Genomic DNA, 21,312 nt, shown 5'->3' on the forward strand with positions numbered 1-21,312 from the left:
CGAGTGTCCCGCCGCAGAATCGGCTTCTGGTACCGCTTGGCGGCGGTCATCGCTAAACCGCCGCTGTTGGTTCTGATCAAGCGGGACTGGCGGGGAATGGAGAACATTCCGGCCGACGGCGGTTTTATCACCGCCGTGAACCACAATTCGCATCTCGACCCGTTCGCGTACGCCCACTTTCAGTACAACACCGGGCGGGTCCCGCGTTTCCTCGCCAAGCACGGGCTCTTCAAGAAGGGCTTCATCGGGGCGTTCATGCGGGGCACCGGGCAGATCCCCGTCTACCGCGAGACCACCAACGCGCTGAGCGCCTTCCGGGCCGCCATCGAGGCCGTCGAGCGCGGCGAATGCGTGGCGTTCTACCCCGAGGGCACCCTCACCCGCGACCCCGACCTGTGGCCCATGACGGCCAAGACGGGTGTCGCGCGCGTGGCCCTGCAGACCAAGTGCCCGGTCATTCCGGTGGCCCAGTGGGGCGCCAACGAGGTGCTGCCGCCGTACGCGAAGAAGCCCGACGTGCTGCCCCGCAAGACGCACCACGTGCTCGCCGGCGAGCCGGTCGACCTGGCGCGCTTCTACGACAAGGAGATGACCCCGGACCTCCTGAAGGAGGCCACCGAGGCCATCATGGCGGCCATCACCGAGCTCCTGGAGGAGCTGCGCGGCGAGAAGGCCCCGCAGAAGCGTTACGACCCGCGTGAGGTTCGTCTCGCGCAGCGCCGCAAGGCCAAGGCGACCGGGACGTCCGGGGCCTCGGCCGAGGCCGAGGGGGACGCGCCCGCCGGGGGCGCCAGCAGCCGTACAGAGCAAGGCAGTTCGGAGGAGAGCAAGTGACCAAGCCCCTGAAGGCTGCCGTCTTCGGAACCGGCTCGTGGGGGACGGCCTTCGGGATGGTCCTGGCCGACGCCGGCTGCGACGTCACCCTGTGGGCCCGCCGCGCCGAACTCGCCGCCGCGGTCAACTCCACGCACACCAACCCGGACTACCTGCCGGGCGTCGAGCTGCCGCGGAACCTGACCGCCACCACCGACCCGGCCGCCGCCGCGGCCGACGCCGACTTCACCGTGCTCGCCGTGCCCTCGCAGACGCTGCGCGGCAACCTCGCCGCCTGGGCCCCGCTGCTCGCCCCCGACACGGTGCTCGTGTCGCTGATGAAGGGCGTCGAGCTGGGCTCCGCCATGCGCATGAGCGAGGTCGTCGAGGACGTCACCAAGGCCCCCGCCGAGCGGATCGCCGTCGTCACCGGGCCCAACCTGGCCCGCGAGATCGCCGCCCGCCAGCCCGCCGCGTCCGTGGTCGCGTGCACGGACGAATCGGTCGCCCAGCGCCTCCAGGCCGCCTGCCACACCCCGTACTTCCGGCCGTACACCAACACCGACGTCGTCGGCTGCGAACTCGGCGGCGCGGTCAAGAACGTCATCGGGCTCGCCGTCGGCATCGCGGACGGCATGGGCCTCGGCGACAACACCAAGGGCTCGCTCATCACGCGCGGCCTCGCCGAGACCACCCGGCTCGGCCTCGCCATGGGCGCCGACCCGCTGACGTTCGCCGGGCTCGCGGGCCTCGGCGACCTGGTGGCGACCTGCTCCTCGCCGCTCTCGCGCAACCACACCTTCGGCACCAACCTCGGCAAGGGCATGACCCTGCAGGAGACCATCGCGGTCACCAAGCAGACCGCGGAGGGCGTCAAGTCCTGCGAGTCCGTGCTCGATCTGGCCCGCAGGCACGGCGTCGACATGCCGATCACCGAGACGGTCGTGGGCATCGTGCACGAGGGCACGCCGCCGCTGGTCGCCCTCAAGGAGCTGATGTCGCGCAGCGCCAAGCCCGAGCGCCGCTGACGCCCGCGAGGGTTCGGGCCGTGCTCCCGCTGACCCGCCGGTCACCGGCGGCGCACTGACTCCGCTGAGGCCACCGGGTACGCTCGAAGCGATATGAGCAGCGAGAACCTCCCCCAGAGCCCCCGCAAGCCGCGTGTGGCCGTCGTGTTCGGCGGCCGCAGCTCGGAGCACGGCATCTCCGTCGTCACCGCCGGTGCCGTACTGCGTGCCATCGACCGGACCAAGTACGACGTGCTGCCGATCGGCATCACGACGGACGGGCGCTGGGCGCTGACCGCGGACGACCCCGACCGGATGGCCATCGCCGACCGCAAGGTGCCCAGCGTCACCGAGCTCGCCGAGTCCACCGAGGGCGGCGTCGTCCTGCCCGTCGATCCCGGCAACCGCGAGGTCGTCTACAGCGAGCCCGGCGCCGTGCCCAAGGTGCTCGGCGAGGTCGACGTGGTCTTCCCGATGCTGCACGGCCCGTACGGCGAGGACGGCACCCTCCAGGGGCTCCTGGAGCTGTCCGGCGTGCCGTACGTGGGCGCGGGCGTGCTCGCCTCGGCCGTCGGCCAGGACAAGGAGTACATGAAGCGGGTCTTCACCTCCTTCGGGCTGCCCGTCGGCCCGTACCTGGTGATCCGGCCCCGCGAGTGGCAGCGCGAGGAGAAGAACGCCCGGCAGCGCGTCGCGGACTTCGCGGGCGAGCACGGCTGGCCGCTGTTCATCAAGCCCGCGCGCGCGGGCTCCTCGATCGGCATCACCAAGGTCGACTCCTTCGAAGGCCTCGACGAGGCCATCGCGGAGGCGCAGCGCCACGACCCGAAGATCATCGTGGAGGCGCTGCTCCGCGGCCGCGAGATCGAGTGCGGCGTCCTGGAGTTCGAGGACGGCCCCCGCGCGAGCGTGCCCGCCGAGATCCCGCCGGTGCAGGCGCACGACTACTACGACTTCGAGGCGAAGTACATCGACTCGACGCCCGGTCTGGTGCCCGCCCCGCTGACCGCCGAGGAGACCGCCGAGGTGCAGCGGCTCGCGGTCGCGGCCTTCGAGGCGACGTCCTGTGAGGGCCTGGTGCGCGCGGACTTCTTCCTCACCGAGGACGGGCAGTTCGTCATCAACGAGATCAACACGATGCCGGGCTTCACGCCGATCTCCATGTACCCGCAGATGTGGGAGAAGAGCGGCGTCGGCTACGCGGAGCTGGTGGACCGCCTCATCCAGGCGGCGCTGGACCGGTCCACGGGGCTGCGCTAGCCGTTCGTCCCGTACGGGTGTCGCCTGGGCCGGACCCGGTCAGGCGACACCCTGGGGGATGGTCTTCTTGATCGGCGCGGCGAAGTCCGTGAGCGGGCTGAGGCCGCCCCCCGCCCGCTCCTTGGGCAAACGCACTTCTACGTAGGCCTGGCGCAGCGCGGTGGTGAAGACGTACGAGCCGTCGTCGCGCTTCTGAAGCAGCCAGGCGACGCCGTTCACCTTCACGCCGTCCGACTTGGCCACCTCGGGGTCGGACATCTCGGGGGGCCGCTCCACACCGCAGCGCAGTATGATCGCCGGGTCTCCCCACCCGGCGGTCAACTCCGACTTCGGTCCGGGGTCGGTGCGCTCCAGACCGTCGACCTTCTTCGGGAGCTGAGCACGCAGATCCCGGCAGAGCCCCGCGGCCTTCGCGGCCGGGGACGGAACCACCACCGACGCTGTGTCGTCCGTTGATGAGCAGGCCGTTGACGCGATCAGCGTTGCGCAAGCGGCCGCACCTATGAGACAGCGGCGCCGGAGACGGGGGAAGTTCACCGGGCCAGGGTAGACGGGGGCTACAAGTGCACGACCGGGCAGGTCAGGGTTCTGGTGATGCCGTCCACCTGCTGGACCTTGGCGACCACCATGCGGCCGAGTTCGTCGACCGTGTCCGCCTGCGCGCGCACGATGACATCGTAGGGACCGGTCACGTCCTCGGCCTGGATCACTCCCGGGATCTTGCCGATCAGCTCGGCGACGGTCGACGCCTTGCCGACCTCGGTCTGGATCAGGATGTACGCCTGTACCACGGAACCTCCAGGGCGGCCACGAGGATCATGTGGGGAGAAGGGACGCCACGGTACCGCGTCGTCGCACGCCACGGGGAGACCCGGGTGAGCTGTGGCGCGCACATCGCGGCGGACGGACAACACAGGTTGACGGTCACGTCGACCGTACCGACGACAGGGACGGCTCGCGACCGCAAGCGGACCGCGGCGACCGTGGCAGAAGGAGCAGCACGCGCATGAAGGGCACCGTCGGCGAGTTGGGCGAGTTCGGGCTCATCAAGGAGCTCACCTCGCGGCTCACCTCCACTCCGGCCGTACGTCTCGGCCCCGGCGACGACGCCGCGGTCGTGGCCGCCCCGGACCGCAGGGTCGTGGCCAGCACCGACATCCTCCTGGAGGGCCGGCACTTCCGCCGCGACTGGTCCACGGCCTACGACGTCGGCCGCAAGGCCGCCGCCCAGAACCTCGCCGACATCGCGGCCATGGGCGCCGTGCCCACCGCGATCCTGCTCGGCCTCGTGGTGCCCGCCGAACTCCCCGCGAGCTGGCCCATCGAGCTCATGGACGGACTGCGCGACGAGTGCCAGGTCGCGGGCGCGGCCGTCGTCGGCGGCGACGTCGTCCGCGGCGACACCATCACCGTGTCGATCACCGCCCTCGGCGACCTGCGCAACCACGAACCGGTCACGCGCGCGGGCGCCCAGCCCGGCGACGCCGTCGCCGTCACCGGCTGGCTCGGCTGGTCCGCCGCCGGGCACGCCGTGCTCTCCCGCGGCTTCCGCTCGCCGCGCGCCTTCGTGGAGGCCCACCGCAGGCCCGAGCCGCCGTACCACGCGGGCCCCGCCGCCGCCGGGCTCGGCGCGACCGCCATGACGGACGTCAGCGACGGCCTGATCGCCGACCTCGGCCACATCGCCGAGGCCAGCAAGGTGCGCATCGACATCCGCTCCGGCGACGTGGACGTGCCCTCGCAGATGAACGACATCGGTCAGGCCGTCGGCGTCGACCCGCTCCAGTGGGTGCTCAACGGCGGCGAGGACCACGCGATCGTGGCGACCTTCCCCTCCGACGTGAAGCTGCCCGCGCGCTGGAAGGTCATCGGCGAGGTCCTCAACCCCTCGGCGCAGCCCCAGGTCACCGTCGACGGCGCGCCCTGGACCAGCCAGGGCTGGGACCACTTCGGGGAGAACGGCGGCGGCGAGTGACCGCGCCGCCGCGGGTGCTCACCGTCGCGGGCTCCGACTCCGGGGGCGGGGCCGGGATCCAGGCCGACCTGAAGACGATGCTCGCGCTCGGCACGCACGGCATGAGCGTCGTCACGGCTGTCACCGCGCAGAACTCGCTGGGTGTGCAGGGCGCTTGGGAGCTGCCCGTGGCGGCCGTGCGGGCGCAGTACCGCAGCGTCGTCGACGACATCGGCGTCCAGGCCGTCAAGACGGGGATGCTGGCCTCCGCGGAACTGGTCGAGGCGGTCGCGGAGTTGATCGCCGCCACCGACGCCCCCGCCGTCGTCGACCCGGTCGGCGTCTCCAAGCACGGGGACGCGCTGCTCGCCGCCTCCGCGCTCGACTCCGTCCGCACCAAGCTCCTCCCCGCCGCCACGGTCGCCACCCCCAACCTCGACGAGGTCGCCCAACTGACCGGCGTGCACGTCGAGTCCGAGGCCGACATGCGCCGCGCCGCGACGGCTGTCCTCGGCTACGGGCCCACGTGGGTCGTCATCAAGGGCGGCCACCTCTCCGGAGACGCCGTCGACCTCCTGACCGACGGGTCCGAAGAGCACTGGCTGCGCTCCCCGCGCCACGACAACCGCCACACCCACGGCACCGGCTGCACCCTCGCCAGCGCGATCGCCTCGCAGCTGGCGAAGGGGCAGAGCGTCCCGCAGGCCGTCAGCGCCGCCAAGGAGTACGTCACCGGGGCGATCGCCGCCGGGTTCGCACTCGGCGGCGGGATCGGGCCGGTGGATCACGGCTGGCGGTTCAGGGAGGCGTAGTCCGCGGCGGGCTGCCGGGCGTAGTCCTTGAGCGTGAGGTCGCTCGCGGCCTTCTCTGTGAGCTTCTTGAAGAAGCCCGCCAGGAAGCGGGAGCTGAGCATCCGGTACATCCGGTCGCGACTGCGGATCTTCTTCTCGGTCGCCGGTGCGAGGAAGGGACCCGCGTTGCCGGAGGTCTTCTGGCAGCCCTTCGCGTAGGCGCGGATCTCCGCCTCGTACGCGGCGAAGCCGACCCGGTGGTCGCCCCGCGCGGCCGCGAGCTCACCGGCCAGGACGTACGCGCAGACCAGCGCGGTGCCGGTCCCGATGCCGCCCATCGTGGCGCCGTACCCGGCGTCGCCGAGAAGGACCACACGGCCCTGGGAGAGCCGGTCGACGTGGATCTGCGCGATGGCGTCGAAGTACAGGTCCCCGGCGCTCTCCAGGCCCTCCAGGGCCGTTGCCGCGTGCGTCCAGCCCAGGCCCGCGAACCGGTCGGCGAGGATCTCCTTCTGCTGTCCGAGGTCGTGCCGGTCGTAGTCGAGCCGCTCGGACGCGAAGACCAGGCCCACCCCGGCCCGCGCCGGGTCGCCGTCGTAGTTGCTGACCATGAGGCTGCGGCCGGGTTCGCTGTAGATCCGTGCGGTGCGGTCCAGGCCGAGGTGGTTGGGGACGCCGAACCCCGCCACGTAGTAGCCGAGGAAGCGCAGGTACTGAGACTCGTCGCCGAAGACCAGACGGCGCGTGTGGGAGTGCAGCCCGTCGGCGCCGACGACGAGGTCGAAGCGGCGGGGGGCGCCGTGGTCGAAGGTCACGTCGATGCCTTCGGAGTCCTCGGTCAGCGAGGCGACGGAGTCTCCGAAGACGTACTCCACGCGGTCCTTGGTCCGCTCGTACAGGATCTTGGAGAGCTCCCCGCGGAAGATCTCCACGTCGCCGCTCATCAGGAACGCGGGCAGGTCCACCCGCTCCTGGTCGTCGGCCTCGACGATGGTCTGCCGGCCCATGTGCGTCTGCCTGCGGTGGACCTCGTCCCAGATGCCCATGCGGCGCAGCACGGTGCGGTGCACCTCGCCCCTGAAGTCGACGGCGAAGCCGCCCTCGCGGAGGGCGGGCGCCTTCTCCAGAACGGTGACGCGGGCTCCGTAGCGGGCGAGCCAGAGGGCGAGCGCGGGGCCCGCGACGCTGGCGCCGGAGATGAGGACGTTCAGGTGGGCGAGGCTGTGGGTGGCGGTCTGCGAGGTGTTCGTCGAGGTCGTCATGGGGGCAGCCTCGGCGCGGCCGCTGACCGTGCGCCTACCGTTCCCTGACCGCCGCTGACCGCAGGCTGCGGCCCTGCTCGAATGCCTTCTCGTACGCCTCCGGAGAGAGCCGCGCGCGGGTCGCTGCCTCAACGCGTACGACATCGGGGTCACCGGCGATCAAGGTGCCGCGCAGGCCGTGCGCGGCTCCCAGGAGCCGGGCGGCCTCCTCGGGGTCCGTGGCGACGGCCGCCAGCGCCTCGGCGACCTCGGCCAGCTCCCCGGTGTCCGAGGCCAGGACGCGGGCCTGCTCCACCCAGTCGGCGGCCTCCTCCGGGCGGGACTCGGCGAGCGCGGTACGGCCCAGGCCCACGAGGGTCCGCACGCTCTGTCCGAGGCTGAACCAGTTGGCGGCGTACGTCTCCAGAGCCGCTTCGTAGTGCGCACGCGCGCGTGCCGTGTCTCCGGAGAGGCGGGCCGCGTCGCCCAGGCCGCGCCGTGCGGTCGCCACCTTGTCGGGGACACCGGCGGTGCGGGCCAGGTCGGTGGCGCGCGTGTAGTGCGCGGCGGCCTCCTCGAAGTCGCCCCGGTGCAGCAGGACCGTGGCGCGCTGGTGCAGCAGGTCGGCGGTCTCTTCGGGGGCCGCGAGGTCGCGTACGTGCACCAGGCCCTCGTCGAGCAGGGCGAGCGCCCGGTCCCGCTCGCCCCGCCAGTCGGCGAACATCCCCAGCGGATCGAGACAGTTGGCCATGCCCCAGCGGTCCCCGGTCTCCCTGAAGCCCGCAAGGGCGCCGGCGAACGCCGCCTCGGCCGCGTCGGGGCGGCCCGCGAACTGCTCCTGGAAGCCAAGGCCGAGATCCAGCAGCGCCACCCCCCAGGGGTGGGCGCCGACCTGGGCGCGCACCAGCTCCGTCATGCTGTGGTCGGGCCCGCCCGCCACCGACCACTGCACGACCAGGTGCGGCAGCCTGAGCGGGCCCTTCAGCGCGGCGACGAGACGGTCGGCACGGGCGAGGCGCTCCGGCTCCGCGGGGTCGTCGCCGTCGCCCGCGATCGTGTTGATCACGCACAGGACGTACTCCTCGAAGAGGCCCTCCGGCGGCTCCGCACCGACGGCGTCGAGGAGTTCGAGGGCCCGAGCCCTGCGCTCCCCGTACAGCCCCCGCAGCCGCCAGAACCAGGAGAGGGCGGCCAGCAGCCGCAGCCCGCCGTGCGGATCGGTGCGGGTCAGGTGGCGCAGGGCGCCGTCCAGGTTGCCGCTCTCGGCGGCGAGTCCGGCCAGCCACGGCAGTTGGTCGCCGCCGCGCAGCATCGGCTCGGCGTGCTCGGCCAGGCGCAGGAAGTACGCGGCGTGTGCGTCCCGCAGCCGCTCCTCCTCGCCCGCGGCGGCGAGCTGCCGGGCGCAGAACGCGTGGATGGTCCTGAGCATGCCGTAGCGCCCGTCGGTCACATCGAGGAACGACTTCTCCACGAGCGAGGCGAGCAGGTCCTCCGGGTACGGGATCCCGCAGACCGCCTCCACCGCGTCCAGCGTCGCCCCCGAGGGGAACACCGTCAGACGGCGGGCGAGGTCGCGCTCCTCGTCGTCGAGCAGCTCCCAGCTCCACTCGACGACCGCGTGCAGGGTGCGGTGCCGGGGCGCCTTCGTGCGGTCGCCGCGCGAGAGCAGCCGGAAGCGGTCGCCGAGCCGCGCGGCGAGTTCGTCCAGGGTGAGGGTGCGCAGCCGGGCCGCGGCCAGCTCGATGGCGAGCGGAAGTCCGTCGAGGGCCGCGCAGATCTCGTCGGTCAGGCGTCGTGCGCGCGCGGCGCGGAGGCCTGCCGCGTCGGGGCGCACGGCGGCCGCCCGGTCGGCGAAGAGCCGGGCTGCGGGCTCGGCGGCCAGCGGCGGAACCGGCCACAGGGCCTCGCCGGTGATCCCCAGCCCCTCCCGGCTCGTGGCGAGGACCCGCACCCCGGGGCAGTCGCCGAGCAGCAGCCCGGTCACCGCGGCCGCCGCGTCGACGAGGTGCTCGCAGTTGTCCAGGACGAGCAGCAGCTCACGCCCGTGCAGCGCGGACAGCAGCCGCTCGGTGGCGTCACCGCCCGGCGCGTGCAGGCCGTCCCGCACCCCGAGCGCGGTCAGGATCGCGTACGGCACCTGGGCTCCGTCGGCGAGCGGCGCGAGCTCCACGAAGCAGACGTCCGGCAGCCCGCGGGCGGCCTCCACGGCGAGCCGCGTCTTGCCCGCGCCGCCGGGCCCGGTGAGCGTCACCAGGCGGGCGTCGGCGAGGAGCGCACCGATCCGGGCGAGCTCGTCGGCCCGCCCGATGAACCGCGTCACCTGCGCCGGGACGCCTCGCTGCCTGGCCGGTTCCTGCCCCCGCAGCAGCTCCAGGTGGAGCGCGGACAGCTCGGCCGAGGGGTCGGCGCCCAGCGCGTCGGAGAGGGCCCGCCGCGCCTCTTCGTAGACCGTGAGCGCCTCCGCGGGCCGCCCGCCCGCGTGCAGCGCCCGCATCAGCTGCCCGTACAGCCGTTCGCTCAGCGGCTGCCCGGAGATCAGTTCCCGCAGTTCCGGTACGAGGTCGGGGCCGCCGCCCATCGCGAGGTCCGCGTCGACACGGTCCTGAACGGCGGCCAGGCGCAGCTCTTCGAGCCGGGCGACGAGGGGAGCGGCGTCCGGCAGTTCGGCGAGGGCCGGGCCCCGCCACAGGCCGAGCGCCTCCCGCAGGAGCGCGGCGGCCCGGGCGTGATCGCCGGAGCCGAGCAGCCGCCGCCCTTCGCGGGCCAGGCGCTCGAAGCGGTGGAGGTCGACGTCCTCGGGGGAGACCGTGAGGCAGTAGCCGGTGGGGACGGCCCCGATGTCCAGACCCAGGCGCTTGCGCAGCCGGGAGACCTGGGACTGCAGGGCGTTCGCGGCGCCCGCGGGCGGCTCGTCGCCGTACAGCCCGTCGGTCAGCCGCGCCACGGGGACCGTGCGGCCCGCGTCCAGGAGCAGCAGCGTGAGCAGTGCGCGGGGGCGCGGTCCGCCGGGGTCCAAGGGGGTGCCGTCGGGGGTGCGGACGTCGAGCGGGCCGAGGATGCCGAAGCGCATCCGTCAGATTCTGGCAGGCACCACGCACGCGTGCGGCCCGGCGGTGGCCCCGAGCAGGGCAGACGAAAAAGCCGGCCCCCCGAAGGGAACCGGCTGATTCAGCAACCAGCTAGGTGGCCGCGCTGGCGTCAGCGCGAGACCTTGCCGGCCTTGATGCACGAGGTGCAGGCGTTGAGGCGCTTCGGCGTCCCGCCGACCACGGCACGCACACGCTGGATGTTCGGGTTCCAGCGACGAGGCGTACGGCGGTGCGAGTGCGAGATGTTGTTGCCGAAGCCCGGCCCCTTGCCGCAGACGTCGCAGTTGGCAGCCACGGGTCACTCCAAAGACTTCAGATGCACTTACGGTTAAACCCGGCATGCCGGGATCAGTGCAATGATCGGAGTGGCGTTGCCAGGAGGAATGGCCCGATGTGTATCGGGCAACCGGAGCAGCATACAACGACTGCTTCGGTACAACGAAACTACCATGTCTCGCCCCCGGCCCCACCCCCAGGACCCCCTCCGGCCCAGGTCTACGCTGCGTCCCACCATCCCGTGAGGCACGACGGAGGCGTCCCGCGACGCTCCTAGGAGGCGACCGTTGCCGCAGAACCTCGACGCTGTCGCAGTCCGCGCGTGGAGCGTGCTCGCTCTGGACGCGCTGGGACAGGCCCGCGAGGAGATCGACGCGATCAACGTCTATCCGGTCGCGGACGCGGACACCGGGACCAACCTCTACTTGACGATGGAGTCGGCCTCCCAGGCGGTCGACGCGGTCTTCACCGGCCTCGAACCGGCCCGCCCCGAGCTCACCGACGTGGTCCGCGCGCTGGCCCACGGCGCGCTGATCGGGGCCCGGGGCAACTCCGGGACGATCCTGGCCCAACTGCTGCGGGGGATGGCGCAGGTTCTCTCGGGGGAGGCGGGCGGAGGCTCGGAGGGGGCGCGTGGGGGTGCGGGCTCTGCCCAGGGTCGGCGTGACAGCCGTGCGGCCGGAGGTGACCGTGGTGCCCGTGACAGCAGCGAGGCCCACGAGCCCCGTGAGCCCCGTGAGTCCCGTGAGCCCCGTGAGTCCCGTGACGAGGACAGGCGAGGTGGCCGTGAGCTTCGGCGTGACGCTCATCACGCCGATGCGGCGCGCCTCGCCCTCGCGCTGGAGCGGGCGGCCCAGTCCGCGTACCAGGCGGTGGCTCATCCCGTGGAGGGCACGGTCCTGACGGTCGCGGGGGCGGCGGCGGAGGCCGCCGCCGAGGCCGTGCGGTCGGCGGGCGACTGCGCGGTGGTGGCCCGCGCGGCGTACGACGGCGCCTGCGCGGCGCTGGACGCGACGCCGGGGCAGCTCGCGGTACTCGGCCGTGCGGGGGTCGTGGACGCCGGTGGGCGGGGGTTGGTGGCGGTCCTGGGTGCGTTGGTGGGGGCGTTGTCGGGGGAGACGGTGCGGCCTTGGGTGGCGGGGGGCGGGCTTCCCGCCGGGGTTGGGGCGGAGGCCGGTGGGGCTGTTGTGGGCGGCAGTACGGAGGCCTCCCGGGGGACCGCAGACGCGGCCGGAGGGCTCGCCGACGTCTCCGGAGGCACCGCTGACGCCCACGAAGGACCCACCGCCCTGCCCGAAGGCTCCGTAGACGCCTCCGGAGGGACCGTCCCGGCACTCACCGAGTGCGCCGACCCCGCTCCCGATGGCCCCGGCCCCGCCTTCGAAGTGATCTACCTCCTGGAAGCCGAGGACGCCGCCGTGGCCCGGCTGCGGACCCGGCTCGACGTCCTCGGCGACTCCCTCGTGGTCGTCGGCGGCGACGGCCTGTGGAACGTCCACGTCCATGTGGACGACGCGGGCGCGGCCGTCGAGGCGGGCGTCGAGGCGGGCCGTCCGTACCGCATCCGCATCACGCACTTCGGAGTCGGCGACGCCCACACCGCAGGCACGCAACAGCCGCCCAGGGAGCGCGTCCAGCGCGGCATCGTCGCCGTCGTACCGGGGGACGGCCTGGCCGCCCTGTACGCCGAGGCCGGGGCGACCACGGTGCCCGCGCGCGCGGGGGAGCCGCCCGCCAGCGGTGAACTAGTGGAGGCGATCCGGCGCGCCCACGCGCGCGAGGTGGTGCTGCTGCCCAATGACGCCGGACTGCGCCACACCGCTGCGGCGGCCGCCGAGCAGGCCCGCTCCGAAGGCGTACGCGTCGCCCTGATCCCCACCCGCTCCGCCGTCCAGGGCATCGCGGCGCTCGCCGTGCACGAGCCGGACCGCCGGTTCGACGAGGACGTCGTCGCGATGACCTCGGCCGCCGGGGCGACCCGGTACGCCGAACTGGCCGTCGCCGAACGGCAGTCCTGGACGACGGCGGGCATCTGCCAGGCCGGGGACGTCCTCGGCCTCATCGACGGCGACGTGGCGGTGATCGGCCCGGAGGTCGCGCGCACCGCGGCGGCCGTGCTCGACCGGATGCTGGCGGCGGGCGGGGAGATGGTGACGCTCGTGCTCGGGGACGGGGTGTCGGACGGGGTGGCCGAGCACCTGGAGAAGCACGTACGCGACGGCCACTTGGCCGTGGACACGGTGTTGTACCGGGGTGGGCCCCAGGCACCCCTGCTCCTCATCGGCGTTGAGTGACCGACGCGCCGCCGAGCGGGCTGCCTGCCCGAGGCAGCCCGCCTGATCGGTGAGATGTGCGGCCCGTCCGGCGTTCGAGGGCGAGGTCGAAGGCCGATCGGCGGGGTCCAGGGGCGGCGGCCCATGGTTTCGGTGAAGGGGTGGGACGGGGGCGCCCCGCGAGGCCCCCACCCCCACTTTCCGGCCCCTGCCACGCAATGTCAGTGCCGTGGTGTGCAATGGATCTCGTGCTCGCGCTCCAAGAACCATTGAAGAACGCGCTCGGCCAGGCCACCGCGAAGGTGATGGCCGAGCACCTCGGCCTGCACACGGTCGGCGACCTCCTGCACCACTACCCACGGAGGTACGCGGAGCGGGGCGAGCTGACCCGCCTCGCCGACCTCCCGCTGGACGAGCACGTCACGGTCGTGGCCCAGGTGGCCACGGCCCGCGTGCTGCGGTTCAACGGCGGCAGCGGCCAGCGCCTGGAGGTGACCATCACGGACGGCAGCGGCCAGCTCCAGCTCGTCTTCTTCGGCCGCGGCATCCACAAGCCGCACAAGGACCTGCTGCCGGGCACGCGCGCGATGTTCGCGGGCAAGGTGTCCGTGTTCAACCGCAAGATGCAGCTGGCCCACCCGGCGTACGAACTGCTGCGGGGCGAAGGCGACTCGGCGGTGGACGCGGCGGACGCGGTGGACTCATGGGCAGGGGCGCTGATCCCGATCTACCCGGCCACCGCCAAGCTGGAGTCCTGGAAGATCGCCAAGTCCGTCGACGCGGTGCTGCCGAGCGCCCAGGAGGCCCTGGACCCGCTGCCGCCCACCCTGCGCGAGGGCCGGGGCCTGATCCCGCTCCCCGAAGCCCTGTTGAAGATCCACCGCCCGCATGCGAAGGCGGACATCGCCACGGCCAGGGACCGGCTGAAGTGGGACGAGGCGTTCGTGCTCCAGGTCGCCCTGGCCCGCCGCCGGTTCGCGGACGCCCAGCTCCCGGCGGTGGCCCGCAGGCCACGCCCGGACGGCCTCCTCGACGCCTTCGACGCCAAGCTGCCCTTCACCCTCACCGACGGCCAGCGCACGGTCTCCAAGGAGATCTTTGACGACCTCGCCACCGAGCACCCGATGCACCGCCTCCTCCAGGGGGAGGTCGGCTCCGGGAAGACGATGGTGGCCCTCCGCGCCATGCTCGCCGTCGTCGACGCGGGCGGGCAGGCCGCCATGCTGGCGCCCACCGAAGTGCTCGCCCAGCAGCACCACCGCTCGATCACCGAGATGATGGGCGAGCTGGCGGAGGGCGGCATGCTCGGGGGAGCCGAGCATGCCACGAAGGTCACGCTGCTCACCGGTTCCATGGGTACGGCCGCCCGCCGTCAGGCCCTGCTCGACCTGGTCACGGGCGACGCGGGGATCGTCATCGGGACGCACGCGCTGATCGAGGACAAGGTGCAGTTCCACGACCTGGGCCTGGTCGTGGTGGACGAGCAGCACCGCTTCGGTGTGGAGCAGCGCGACGCCCTGCGCGGCAAGGGCAAGCAGCCGCCGCACCTCCTCGTCATGACGGCCACCCCCATTCCGAGGACCGTCGCGATGACGGTCTTCGGCGACCTGGAGACCTCCGTCCTGGACCAGCTGCCCGCGGGCCGCTCGCCGATCTCCACCCACGTCGTCCCGTCCCAGGACAAGCCGCACTTCCTCGCCCGCGCGTGGGAGCGCGTGCGCGAGGAGGTGGAGAACGGCCACCAGGCGTACGTGGTCTGCCCCCGCATCGGCGACCTGGACGACGAGGGCGCGGACGAGGCAAAGAAGGGTGGCAAGAAGGGCACCAAGAAGGGCAAGGCGGAGCCCCCGGAGGACGAGGCCGAGAAGCGCCCCCCGCTCGCCGTCCTCGACGTCGCCGAGGAGCTGGCCCACGGCCCCCTCCAGGGACTCAAGGTCGAGGTCCTGCACGGCCGCATGCAGCCCGACGACAAGGACGCCGTGATGCGCCGCTTCGCCGCGGGCGAGACGCACGTCCTGGTCGCCACGACGGTGATCGAGGTCGGGGTGAACGTCCCGAATGCCACCGCCATGGTGATCATGGACGCCGACCGCTTCGGCGTCTCCCAGCTCCACCAGCTCCGCGGCCGCGTCGGCCGAGGCTCCGCGCCCGGCCTGTGCCTCCTGGTCACCGACATGCCGGAGGCCAGCCCCGCCCGCACCCGGCTGAACGCCGTCGCCGCCACCCTCGACGGCTTCGAGCTGTCCCGCATCGACCTGGAGCAGCGCCGCGAGGGCGATGTGCTCGGCCAGGCCCAGTCCGGCGTCCGCTCCTCGCTGCGCATGCTCGCCGTCATCGACGACGAGGAGATCATCGCCGCGGCCCGCGAGGAGGCGACCGCCGTGGTCTCCCGCGACCCCGACCTGGAGCACCTGCCCGAGCTGCGCACGGCCCTGGACGCGCTCCTGGACGAGGAACGCGAGCAGTATTTGGAGAAGGGGTGAGTGGGGTGAAGGGGCGAGTGGGGTGAGACGGGTCGACCACGGGCTGGGCCAGGAGCGGCTGGGAAACCCGGCGCGGGCCGGCAGGACCGGCAGGACCGGCAGGACCGGCAGGACCGGCAGGACCGAGCGGGCCTGAGAAGAGCCGATGCCGGTGCACGCCATATCGTGAGGGGAAGCCACCCCTCAGCCAAAGGACCCAGATGACCCGCGTGATCGCCGGCGTGGCCGGCGGACGCCGCCTCGCCGTTCCGCCGGGGAACGGCACCCGGCCCACCTCGGACCGCGCCCGCGAGGGCCTGTTCTCCACCTGGCAGGCCTTCCAGGGCACGCTCGACGGCGCCCGCGTCCTCGACCTGTACGCGGGCTCCGGAGCCGTCGGCCTGGAGGCGCTGTCCCGGGGAGCGGCGCACGCCCTGCTCGTCGAGGCCGACGCCCGCGCGGCGCGCACCATCCGCGAGAACATCAAGGCGCTCGGCCTGCCAGGAGCGGAGGCCAGGGCAGGCAAGGCCGCCCAGATCATCCGGGAGTCAACCCCTGACACCCCCTATGACCTGGTGTTTCTCGACCCCCCCTACGCCGTCGAGGACGGCGATCTTCGGGAGATCCTGCTCACACTCCGCTCGGGAGGCTGGCTCACGGACGATGCGCTCGTCACCGTTGAACGCAGTACCAGAGGCGGAGAATTCGGCTGGCCGACCGGATTCGAGGCACTGAGGTCCCGTCGCTACGGCGAAGGCACGTTTTGGTACGGTCGCGCCGCCTCTACGTGCGACGAACAAGAAATCGCGCCATGACCCGACCGGAGAGCGAGGGACTTCCGTTGCGCCGCGCCGTCTGTCCGGGGTCGTTCGACCCCATCACCAATGGACACCTCGACATCATCGCCCGCGCCTCCAAGCTGTACGACGTCGTGCACGTCGCGGTGATGATCAACAAGTCGAAGAAGGGCCTGTTCGAGATCGAGGAGCGGATCGAGCTGATCCGCCAGGTCACCGCCGAGTTCGGCAACGTGGAAGTCGAGTCGTTCCAGGGACTGTTGGTCGACTTCTGCAAGGAACGCGACATTCCGGCCATCGTCAAGGGTCTGCGCGCGGTCAGCGACTTCGACTACGAACTGCAGATGGCCCAGATGAACAACGGCCTCACGGGCGTGGAGACGCTGTTCGTGCCCACCAACCCCGCCTACAGCTTCCTCTCCTCCTCCCTGGTCAAGGAGGTCGCGTCCTGGGGTGGCGACATCGCGCACCTGGTTCCCCCGGTGGTGCTCGAAGGGCTCAACAAGCGCCTCGCGAAGGGCTGATCACGGGCTACAGTCGTCCCGTCCGTCTCCCAACCAGCTGTAGAGAGTGGCGAGCCCGCGGTGGACGTGCAGAAGAAGATCGACCAGATCGTCGAGACGGTCGGCAGCGCCAAGTCCATGCCCATGTCCGCCTCGTGCGTGGTCAACCGCGCCGATCTGCTGGCGCTGCTCGAAGAGGTGCGCCAGGCCCTGCCCGGCTCGCTCGCCCAGGCCCAGGAGCTGATCGGCGGCCGTGCGCAGCTCGTCGAGCAGGCCCGCCAGGAGGCCGAGCGGATCATCGAGGGCGCGCACGCCGAGCGCGGCTCGCTGATCTCCGACACGGAGGTCGCGCGCCGCTCCCAGGCGGAGGCCGACCGCATCCTCGCCGAGGCCCGGCAGGAGGCCACGGAGGTCCGCCAGGAGGCGGACGACTACGTGGACAGCAAGCTCGCCAACTTCGAGGTCGTCCTCACCAAGACCCTCGGCTCCGTCGGCCGAGGCCGCGAGAAGCTCCTCGGCACCGGCCCGGGAGTCGACGAGCAGGGGTACGAGGACGAGGACGCCCCCGAGCGCAGCCACGACCCGGAGACCCTGCGCCGCAACGCCGACGTCTACGTGGACGTGAAGCTCGGCGCCTTCGAGGCGGTCCTCGCCAAGACCCTGGAGGCCGTCGGCCGCGGCCGCCAGACCCTGCACGGCCGCGCCCCCGCCGACGAGCTCAGCGAGCTGGACGACGCCGCCACCAAGGCGCACAGCTCCGACGCGGACTACCTGGCGGACCTCGCCGAGACTCCCGACCGCGCCGAGCGCCCCGGACGGCAGGCGGCCCCGCAGGCCGCCCCCCAGAGCCCGCCGATCCCGGCCCAGCAGCCCTACGCGCCCCCGCCGCCCCAGCACGAGCCGGACCCGTACGCGTACCAGGGGCAGGACCAGTACGGCCAGGGCGCCCAGGACCAGTACGCGCAGGCCGCCCAGGACCCCTACGCCCAGGGCGGCGACCAGTACGGCGGCCAGGCCCCGTACGCCGGACAGGATCCGTACGCGTACCAGCAGGGGTACGGCCAGCCGGATCCGTACGCGTACCAGCAGGACCCGTACGCGTACCAGCAGCAGGGCTACGACCCCGGCCAGCAGCAGGCCGCGCAGCAGTCGCAGCAGCAGGGCTACGGCCAGCAGAACCCCGCGCCCGCCGTGCTCGACGAGACCAGCCTCTTCGACACCACCATGATCAGCGCGGAGCAGCTGCGCCAGTACGAGCAGGGGCGCTAGGGCCGGTCCGACGGGTCGGTGGCCCGGAGCACTCGGCCGATTGGGCCGAGAGCGAAAGGTCCAGTATCCTGGCTCTTCGGTCGCGCGTATGTCCGCGATCCGGGCTGCCCGCTCACACCGCTCCTCGCGGCCTCGGCGCGGTGGCCTCCTTGCCAAGCTCCCAGGATTCGAAAGCAGGAAAAGCCCTGAGCACGCGCCTCGACCACCGAAACCCGCTTGTGTTCGACACACACGAGCTGGGTCGGCGTCCCGGTGCCATGCAGAGGGTCACCCGCAGCATCGACGCCCCCGGTTCGCCGGTGCCGTTCGGTGTCGAAGGGGTCATCGGAGTGCCGGAAGGCGCCCCGGTCGAGCTGGACATCCGCCTGGAGTCGGTCATGGAAGGGGTGCTTGTCACAGGCACCGCCCGTGCATCGGCCAAGGGGGAGTGCGTAAGGTGTCTGGAGCCGCTGGAGCTCGCGCTCGAAGCGGACTTCCAGGAGATGTTCTCGTACCCTGACGCCGACGACCGGGGCCGCACCGCGGAACCGGCCGACGACGCCGAGGACGACGAGGACAGGCTTCTTCTCGAGGACGGCATGTTCGACCTCGAGCCCGTGCTGCGGGACGCGGTGGTGCTCGCACTGCCCATGCAGCCGGTGTGCCAGGACGACTGTCAGGGCCTGTGCTCCGAATGCGGAGTGCGGCTCACGGACGACCCGGACCACCACCACGACGCCGTCGACATCCGTTGGGCGGCTTTGCAGGGACTCGCTGGCACCATCCAGGACGGCGAGAAGGACGAGATGAGCGGCGACGCGCCTCGAACGGCGCACGTCGACGAGAAGCAGGAGAAGTAGCCGTGGCTGTTCCGAAGCGGAAGATGTCGCGCAGCAACACGCGCCACCGCCGGTCGCAGTGGAAGGCTGCGGTCCCCACCCTGGTTTCGTGTGAGCGTTGCCAGGAGCCCAAGCTGCAGCACATCGCGTGCCCCGCTTGCGGCACCTACAACAAGCGCCAGGTCCTCGAGGTCTGAGCGGCTGGTGAGAGGCGCTGTGTCTAGCCCAAAGAAGGCGGATGACGCCAAGATGCAGGCAGACAGCAACAACGCAGCCTCGTCCCACACGCTTCTGGAAGGGCGGCTCGGGTATCAGCTCGAGTCCGCCCTTCTGGTGCGTGCGCTCACCCACCGTTCGTACGCGTACGAGAACGGCGGTCTGCCCACCAACGAGCGGCTTGAGTTCCTCGGGGACTCGGTGCTCGGCCTGGTGGTCACGGACACGCTGTATCGCACCCACCCCGACCTGCCCGAAGGCCAACTGGCCAAGTTGCGGGCCGCGGTGGTCAATTCGCGTGCGCTGGCAGAGGTGGGCCGCGGGCTCGAACTCGGCTCCTTCATCCGGCTCGGCCGGGGCGAAGAGGGCACGGGCGGCCGGGACAAGGCGTCCATCCTCGCCGACACCCTGGAAGCGGTGATCGGCGCGGTCTATCTGGACCGGGGTCTGGAAGCGGCGAGCGAGCTGGTGCACCGGCTCTTCGACCCGCTGATCGAGAAGTCCTCGAACCTCGGCGCGGGCCTGGACTGGAAGACCAGCCTCCAGGAGCTCACCGCGACGGAGAGCCTCGGCGTGCCCGAGTACCTCGTCTCGGAGAGCGGCCCGGACCACGAGAAGACCTTTACTGCTGCCGCCCGCGTCGGAGGCGTCTCGTACGGCACCGGCACCGGCCGCAGCAAAAAGGAAGCGGAGCAGCAGGCAGCCGAGTCCGCTTGGCGCGCCATCCGCTCCGCTGCGGACGCACGGGAAGCGGCCGCGGCCGCCGGTGCGGCCGCCGCCGAAGCGGCTGCTGAGGATGAGGGCGCCGACGCGGCGTCGTCGGCCTCCGCACCGGATGTTGCTTCTGCCTGACGGCACGATCGATTGCCTGTCGGCATGATCGCTGGGCGCCCGCCCGGGTCGGTTCTCGACCTGGGCGGGCGCTTCGCGTTGTCCGGGGCGGGCGCGCGGTGCCGGGGTGGGCCCCGGGTGCTGTCAGTGGCTCGCGGTACGCTGCCCGCGCCAGCACCCCGTACCCGCTCCGGAGGACCCCCGTGCCCGAACTGCCCGAGGTCGAGGTCGTGCGGCGCGGGCTCGAGCGCTGGGTCGGCGGCCGGACCGTCGCCGACGTGGAGGTCCTGCACCCGCGCGCCATCCGGCGGCACCTGGCGGGCGCCGAGGACTTCGCGCTCGGTCTCAAGGGCCACCGCTTCGGCGCCCCCATGCGGCGCGGCAAGTACCTGTGGCTGCCGCTCGCCGACAGCGACACCTCCGTCCTCGCCCACCTGGGCATGAGCGGCCAGCTCCTGGTCAAGACCCAACAGACCCCGGACGAGAAGCACTTGCGGATCAGGGTGCGCTTCACGGACGAGCTCGGCGGTGCCGCCCCGGACGCGGCCGGCACCGAGCTGCGCTTCGTCGACCAGCGGACCTTCGGCGGGCTCTCCCTGCACGAGAACACCCCGGACGGCCTGCCGGACGTCATCGCGCACATCGCCCGCGACCCGCTCGACCCGCTCTTCGACGACGAGGCCTTCCATCAGGCCCTGCGCCGCAGCCGCAGCACCATCAAGCGCGCGCTGCTCAACCAGTCCCTCATCAGCGGCGTCGGCAACATCTACGCCGACGAGGCGCTGTGGCGCGCCCGGCTGCACTACGAACGCCCGACGGCGACCTTCACCCGGCCCCGCACCGCCGAACTCCTCGGCCACGCACGGGACGTGATGAACGAGGCCCTCGCCGTCGGCGGCACCAGCTTCGACAGCCTCTACGTCAACGTGAACGGCGAGTCGGGCTACTTCGACCGCTCCCTGGACGCGTACGGCCGCGAGGACGAGCCCTGCCGACGCTGCGGTACGCCGATGCGGCGGCGGCCCTGGATGAACCGGTCGAGCTACTTCTGCCCGCGCTGCCAGCGCCCGCCGAGGCTGTCGTAGCGCTCAGCGCCCGCCGAGGGCGGCGTGGTGTCCGCGTCCGCCGGGGCTGACGTAGCGCCTCAGCGCTGGCTCTGGCCGTCGTAGCGCCTCAGCGCTCGCTCTGGCCGTCGTAGCGCCGCTGGGCCGCCGACACGTCGTCCTGGCTGCCCTCCACGAAGTGGATGAGGGCCAGCAGGCGCTCGGCGATCTGCTCGCCCAGCGGGGTGAGGCGGTAGTCCACGCGCGGCGGGTTCGTCGGCTGTGCGTCGCGGTGCACCAGGCCGTCGCGCTCCAGCGCGTGCAGCGTCTGCGACAGCATCTTCTCGCTCACGCCGTCGACCCGGCGGCGCAGCTCATTGAAGCGGAACGTCCCGTCGTGCAGCGCGCCCAGCGTGAGCGCGCCCCAGCGACCCGTGACGTGCTCCAGCGTGGTCCGCGACGGGCAGGCGCGGGCGAACACGTTGTAGGCCAGCTCCGCGTCGGCGTCGGCGGCGCTCTCGGGGCGTGCGAGGGAGTCCATACCCACAGCGTACTCTCCCGCAGCGCTCACTGACAGGTTGCGCTAACTAGAAGTTAGTGCTTTCCTTTCGTTTGTCGGCAGGTCCACGCACCGCCGCCTCCCCACCCCCGTCCCCATCGAGGAGTACG

The 21,312-nt window shown here is 72.3% G+C and carries 19 protein-coding genes and 1 pseudogene; 14 read left to right on the plus strand and 6 right to left on the minus strand.

The genetic code is table 11. From position 1 onward, the window contains the following. The first annotated feature begins 3 nt into the window (after window positions 1–3). The 3 genes from IE274_RS34350 to IE274_RS34360 all read left to right on the plus strand — a co-directional run bounded on the left by IE274_RS34350 (window position 4) and on the right by IE274_RS34360 (window position 3,080). Window positions 4–834, plus strand: coding sequence for a lysophospholipid acyltransferase family protein (locus IE274_RS34350; RefSeq protein ID WP_190119856.1), 831 nt, complete (start codon window positions 4–6; stop codon window positions 832–834). Further along, window positions 831–1,841: an NAD(P)H-dependent glycerol-3-phosphate dehydrogenase gene (locus tag IE274_RS34355; RefSeq protein ID WP_190119857.1), complete on the plus strand. Its 1,011-nt coding sequence runs from the start codon at window positions 831–833 to the stop codon at window positions 1,839–1,841. The genes IE274_RS34350 and IE274_RS34355 overlap by 4 nt, the downstream gene beginning before the upstream one ends. A 93-nt stretch (window positions 1,842–1,934) precedes the next feature. Beyond that, window positions 1,935–3,080: a D-alanine--D-alanine ligase family protein gene (locus IE274_RS34360; protein ID WP_190119858.1), complete on the plus strand. Its 1,146-nt coding sequence runs from the start codon at window positions 1,935–1,937 to the stop codon at window positions 3,078–3,080. 39 nt (window positions 3,081–3,119) lie between these two features. Here the strand turns inward: IE274_RS34360 and IE274_RS34365 are convergent, their stop codons facing one another. Together IE274_RS34365 and IE274_RS34370 are read right to left on the minus strand one after the other, a co-directional pair. After that, window positions 3,120–3,617, minus strand: a complete 498-nt coding sequence (locus tag IE274_RS34365) for a DUF3515 domain-containing protein (protein WP_190119859.1) — start codon at window positions 3,615–3,617, stop codon at window positions 3,120–3,122. 20 nt (window positions 3,618–3,637) lie between these two features. Then, on the minus strand, window positions 3,638–3,871 hold the full coding sequence (locus IE274_RS34370; RefSeq protein ID WP_016642988.1) for an Lrp/AsnC family transcriptional regulator: 234 nt from the start codon (window positions 3,869–3,871) through the stop codon (window positions 3,638–3,640). A 215-nt stretch (window positions 3,872–4,086) separates the two neighbouring features. Here IE274_RS34370 and IE274_RS34375 point away from each other — a divergent pair, with 215 nt between their 5' ends. Both IE274_RS34375 and thiD read left to right on the plus strand, forming a co-directional pair. Then, on the plus strand, window positions 4,087–5,055 hold the full coding sequence (locus IE274_RS34375; protein ID WP_190119860.1) for a thiamine-phosphate kinase: 969 nt from the start codon (window positions 4,087–4,089) through the stop codon (window positions 5,053–5,055). Next, the gene (gene thiD / locus IE274_RS34380; protein WP_190119861.1) at window positions 5,052–5,846 is read left to right on the plus strand and encodes a bifunctional hydroxymethylpyrimidine kinase/phosphomethylpyrimidine kinase; all 795 of its coding nucleotides are present in this window, start codon (window positions 5,052–5,054) and stop codon (window positions 5,844–5,846) included. Before IE274_RS34375 ends, thiD begins: the two co-directional genes overlap by 4 nt. Here the strand turns inward: thiD and IE274_RS34385 are convergent. The 3 genes from IE274_RS34385 to rpmB all read right to left on the minus strand — a co-directional run bounded on the left by IE274_RS34385 (window position 5,819) and on the right by rpmB (window position 10,450). Next, on the minus strand, window positions 5,819–7,087 hold the full coding sequence (locus tag IE274_RS34385; RefSeq protein ID WP_190119862.1) for an FAD-dependent monooxygenase: 1,269 nt from the start codon (window positions 7,085–7,087) through the stop codon (window positions 5,819–5,821). The genes thiD and IE274_RS34385 overlap by 28 nt on opposite strands. A 34-nt stretch (window positions 7,088–7,121) precedes the next feature. Then, window positions 7,122–10,136: an ATP-binding protein gene (locus IE274_RS34390; protein WP_190119863.1), complete on the minus strand. Its 3,015-nt coding sequence runs from the start codon at window positions 10,134–10,136 to the stop codon at window positions 7,122–7,124. Between the two features lie 128 nt (window positions 10,137–10,264). Beyond that, window positions 10,265–10,450, minus strand: coding sequence for a 50S ribosomal protein L28 (gene rpmB / locus IE274_RS34395; protein ID WP_030195073.1), 186 nt, complete (start codon window positions 10,448–10,450; stop codon window positions 10,265–10,267). A gap of 310 nt (window positions 10,451–10,760) precedes the next feature. On the opposite strand from rpmB, the gene IE274_RS34400 reads away from it, so the two are divergent. The 9 genes and pseudogenes from IE274_RS34400 to mutM all read left to right on the plus strand — a co-directional run bounded on the left by IE274_RS34400 (window position 10,761) and on the right by mutM (window position 20,685). Continuing rightward, window positions 10,761–12,725 (plus strand): DAK2 domain-containing protein, encoded by a 1,965-nt coding sequence (locus IE274_RS34400; protein WP_504740272.1) that lies wholly within the window; start codon window positions 10,761–10,763, stop codon window positions 12,723–12,725. A gap of 218 nt (window positions 12,726–12,943) precedes the next feature. Next, window positions 12,944–15,187, plus strand: a complete 2,244-nt coding sequence (recG, locus tag IE274_RS34405; RefSeq protein WP_190119865.1) for an ATP-dependent DNA helicase RecG — start codon at window positions 12,944–12,946, stop codon at window positions 15,185–15,187. A gap of 191 nt (window positions 15,188–15,378) precedes the next feature. After that, window positions 15,379–15,981 (plus strand): annotated as a pseudogene (gene rsmD, locus IE274_RS34410) (16S rRNA (guanine(966)-N(2))-methyltransferase RsmD); the annotation flags it as partial. A 26-nt stretch (window positions 15,982–16,007) separates the two neighbouring features. Continuing rightward, entirely contained in the window at window positions 16,008–16,487 is a 480-nt protein-coding gene (gene coaD / locus IE274_RS34415) for a pantetheine-phosphate adenylyltransferase (protein ID WP_190119941.1), read from the plus strand. Window positions 16,488–16,547: 60 nt separating this feature from the next. Continuing rightward, on the plus strand, window positions 16,548–17,735 hold the full coding sequence (locus tag IE274_RS34420) for a F0F1 ATP synthase subunit B (protein WP_190119867.1): 1,188 nt from the start codon (window positions 16,548–16,550) through the stop codon (window positions 17,733–17,735). A gap of 149 nt (window positions 17,736–17,884) precedes the next feature. After that, window positions 17,885–18,574 carry a YceD family protein gene (locus IE274_RS34425; RefSeq protein ID WP_229909996.1) on the plus strand — a complete coding sequence of 230 codons (690 nt, stop codon included), beginning with the start codon at window positions 17,885–17,887 and terminating at the stop codon, window positions 18,572–18,574. A 2-nt stretch (window positions 18,575–18,576) separates the two neighbouring features. Next, window positions 18,577–18,750, plus strand: a complete 174-nt coding sequence (gene rpmF, locus IE274_RS34430) for a 50S ribosomal protein L32 (protein ID WP_030361955.1) — start codon at window positions 18,577–18,579, stop codon at window positions 18,748–18,750. 7 nt (window positions 18,751–18,757) lie between these two features. After that, window positions 18,758–19,621 carry a ribonuclease III gene (gene rnc / locus IE274_RS34435; RefSeq protein ID WP_190119868.1) on the plus strand — a complete coding sequence of 288 codons (864 nt, stop codon included), beginning with the start codon at window positions 18,758–18,760 and terminating at the stop codon, window positions 19,619–19,621. Window positions 19,622–19,803: 182 nt separating this feature from the next. After that, window positions 19,804–20,685, plus strand: a complete 882-nt coding sequence (mutM, locus tag IE274_RS34440; protein ID WP_190119869.1) for a bifunctional DNA-formamidopyrimidine glycosylase/DNA-(apurinic or apyrimidinic site) lyase — start codon at window positions 19,804–19,806, stop codon at window positions 20,683–20,685. 88 nt (window positions 20,686–20,773) lie between these two features. Here the strand turns inward: mutM and IE274_RS34445 are convergent, their stop codons facing one another. Then, window positions 20,774–21,184, minus strand: a complete 411-nt coding sequence (locus IE274_RS34445) for a winged helix-turn-helix transcriptional regulator (protein ID WP_190119870.1) — start codon at window positions 21,182–21,184, stop codon at window positions 20,774–20,776. Between the last annotated feature and the right edge of the window lie 128 nt (window positions 21,185–21,312).

Origin of the sequence: Streptomyces flavofungini (assembly GCF_014650815.1) — a bacterium.
GTDB classification, from domain to species: Bacteria; Actinomycetota; Actinomycetes; order Streptomycetales; family Streptomycetaceae; genus Streptomyces; species Streptomyces flavofungini.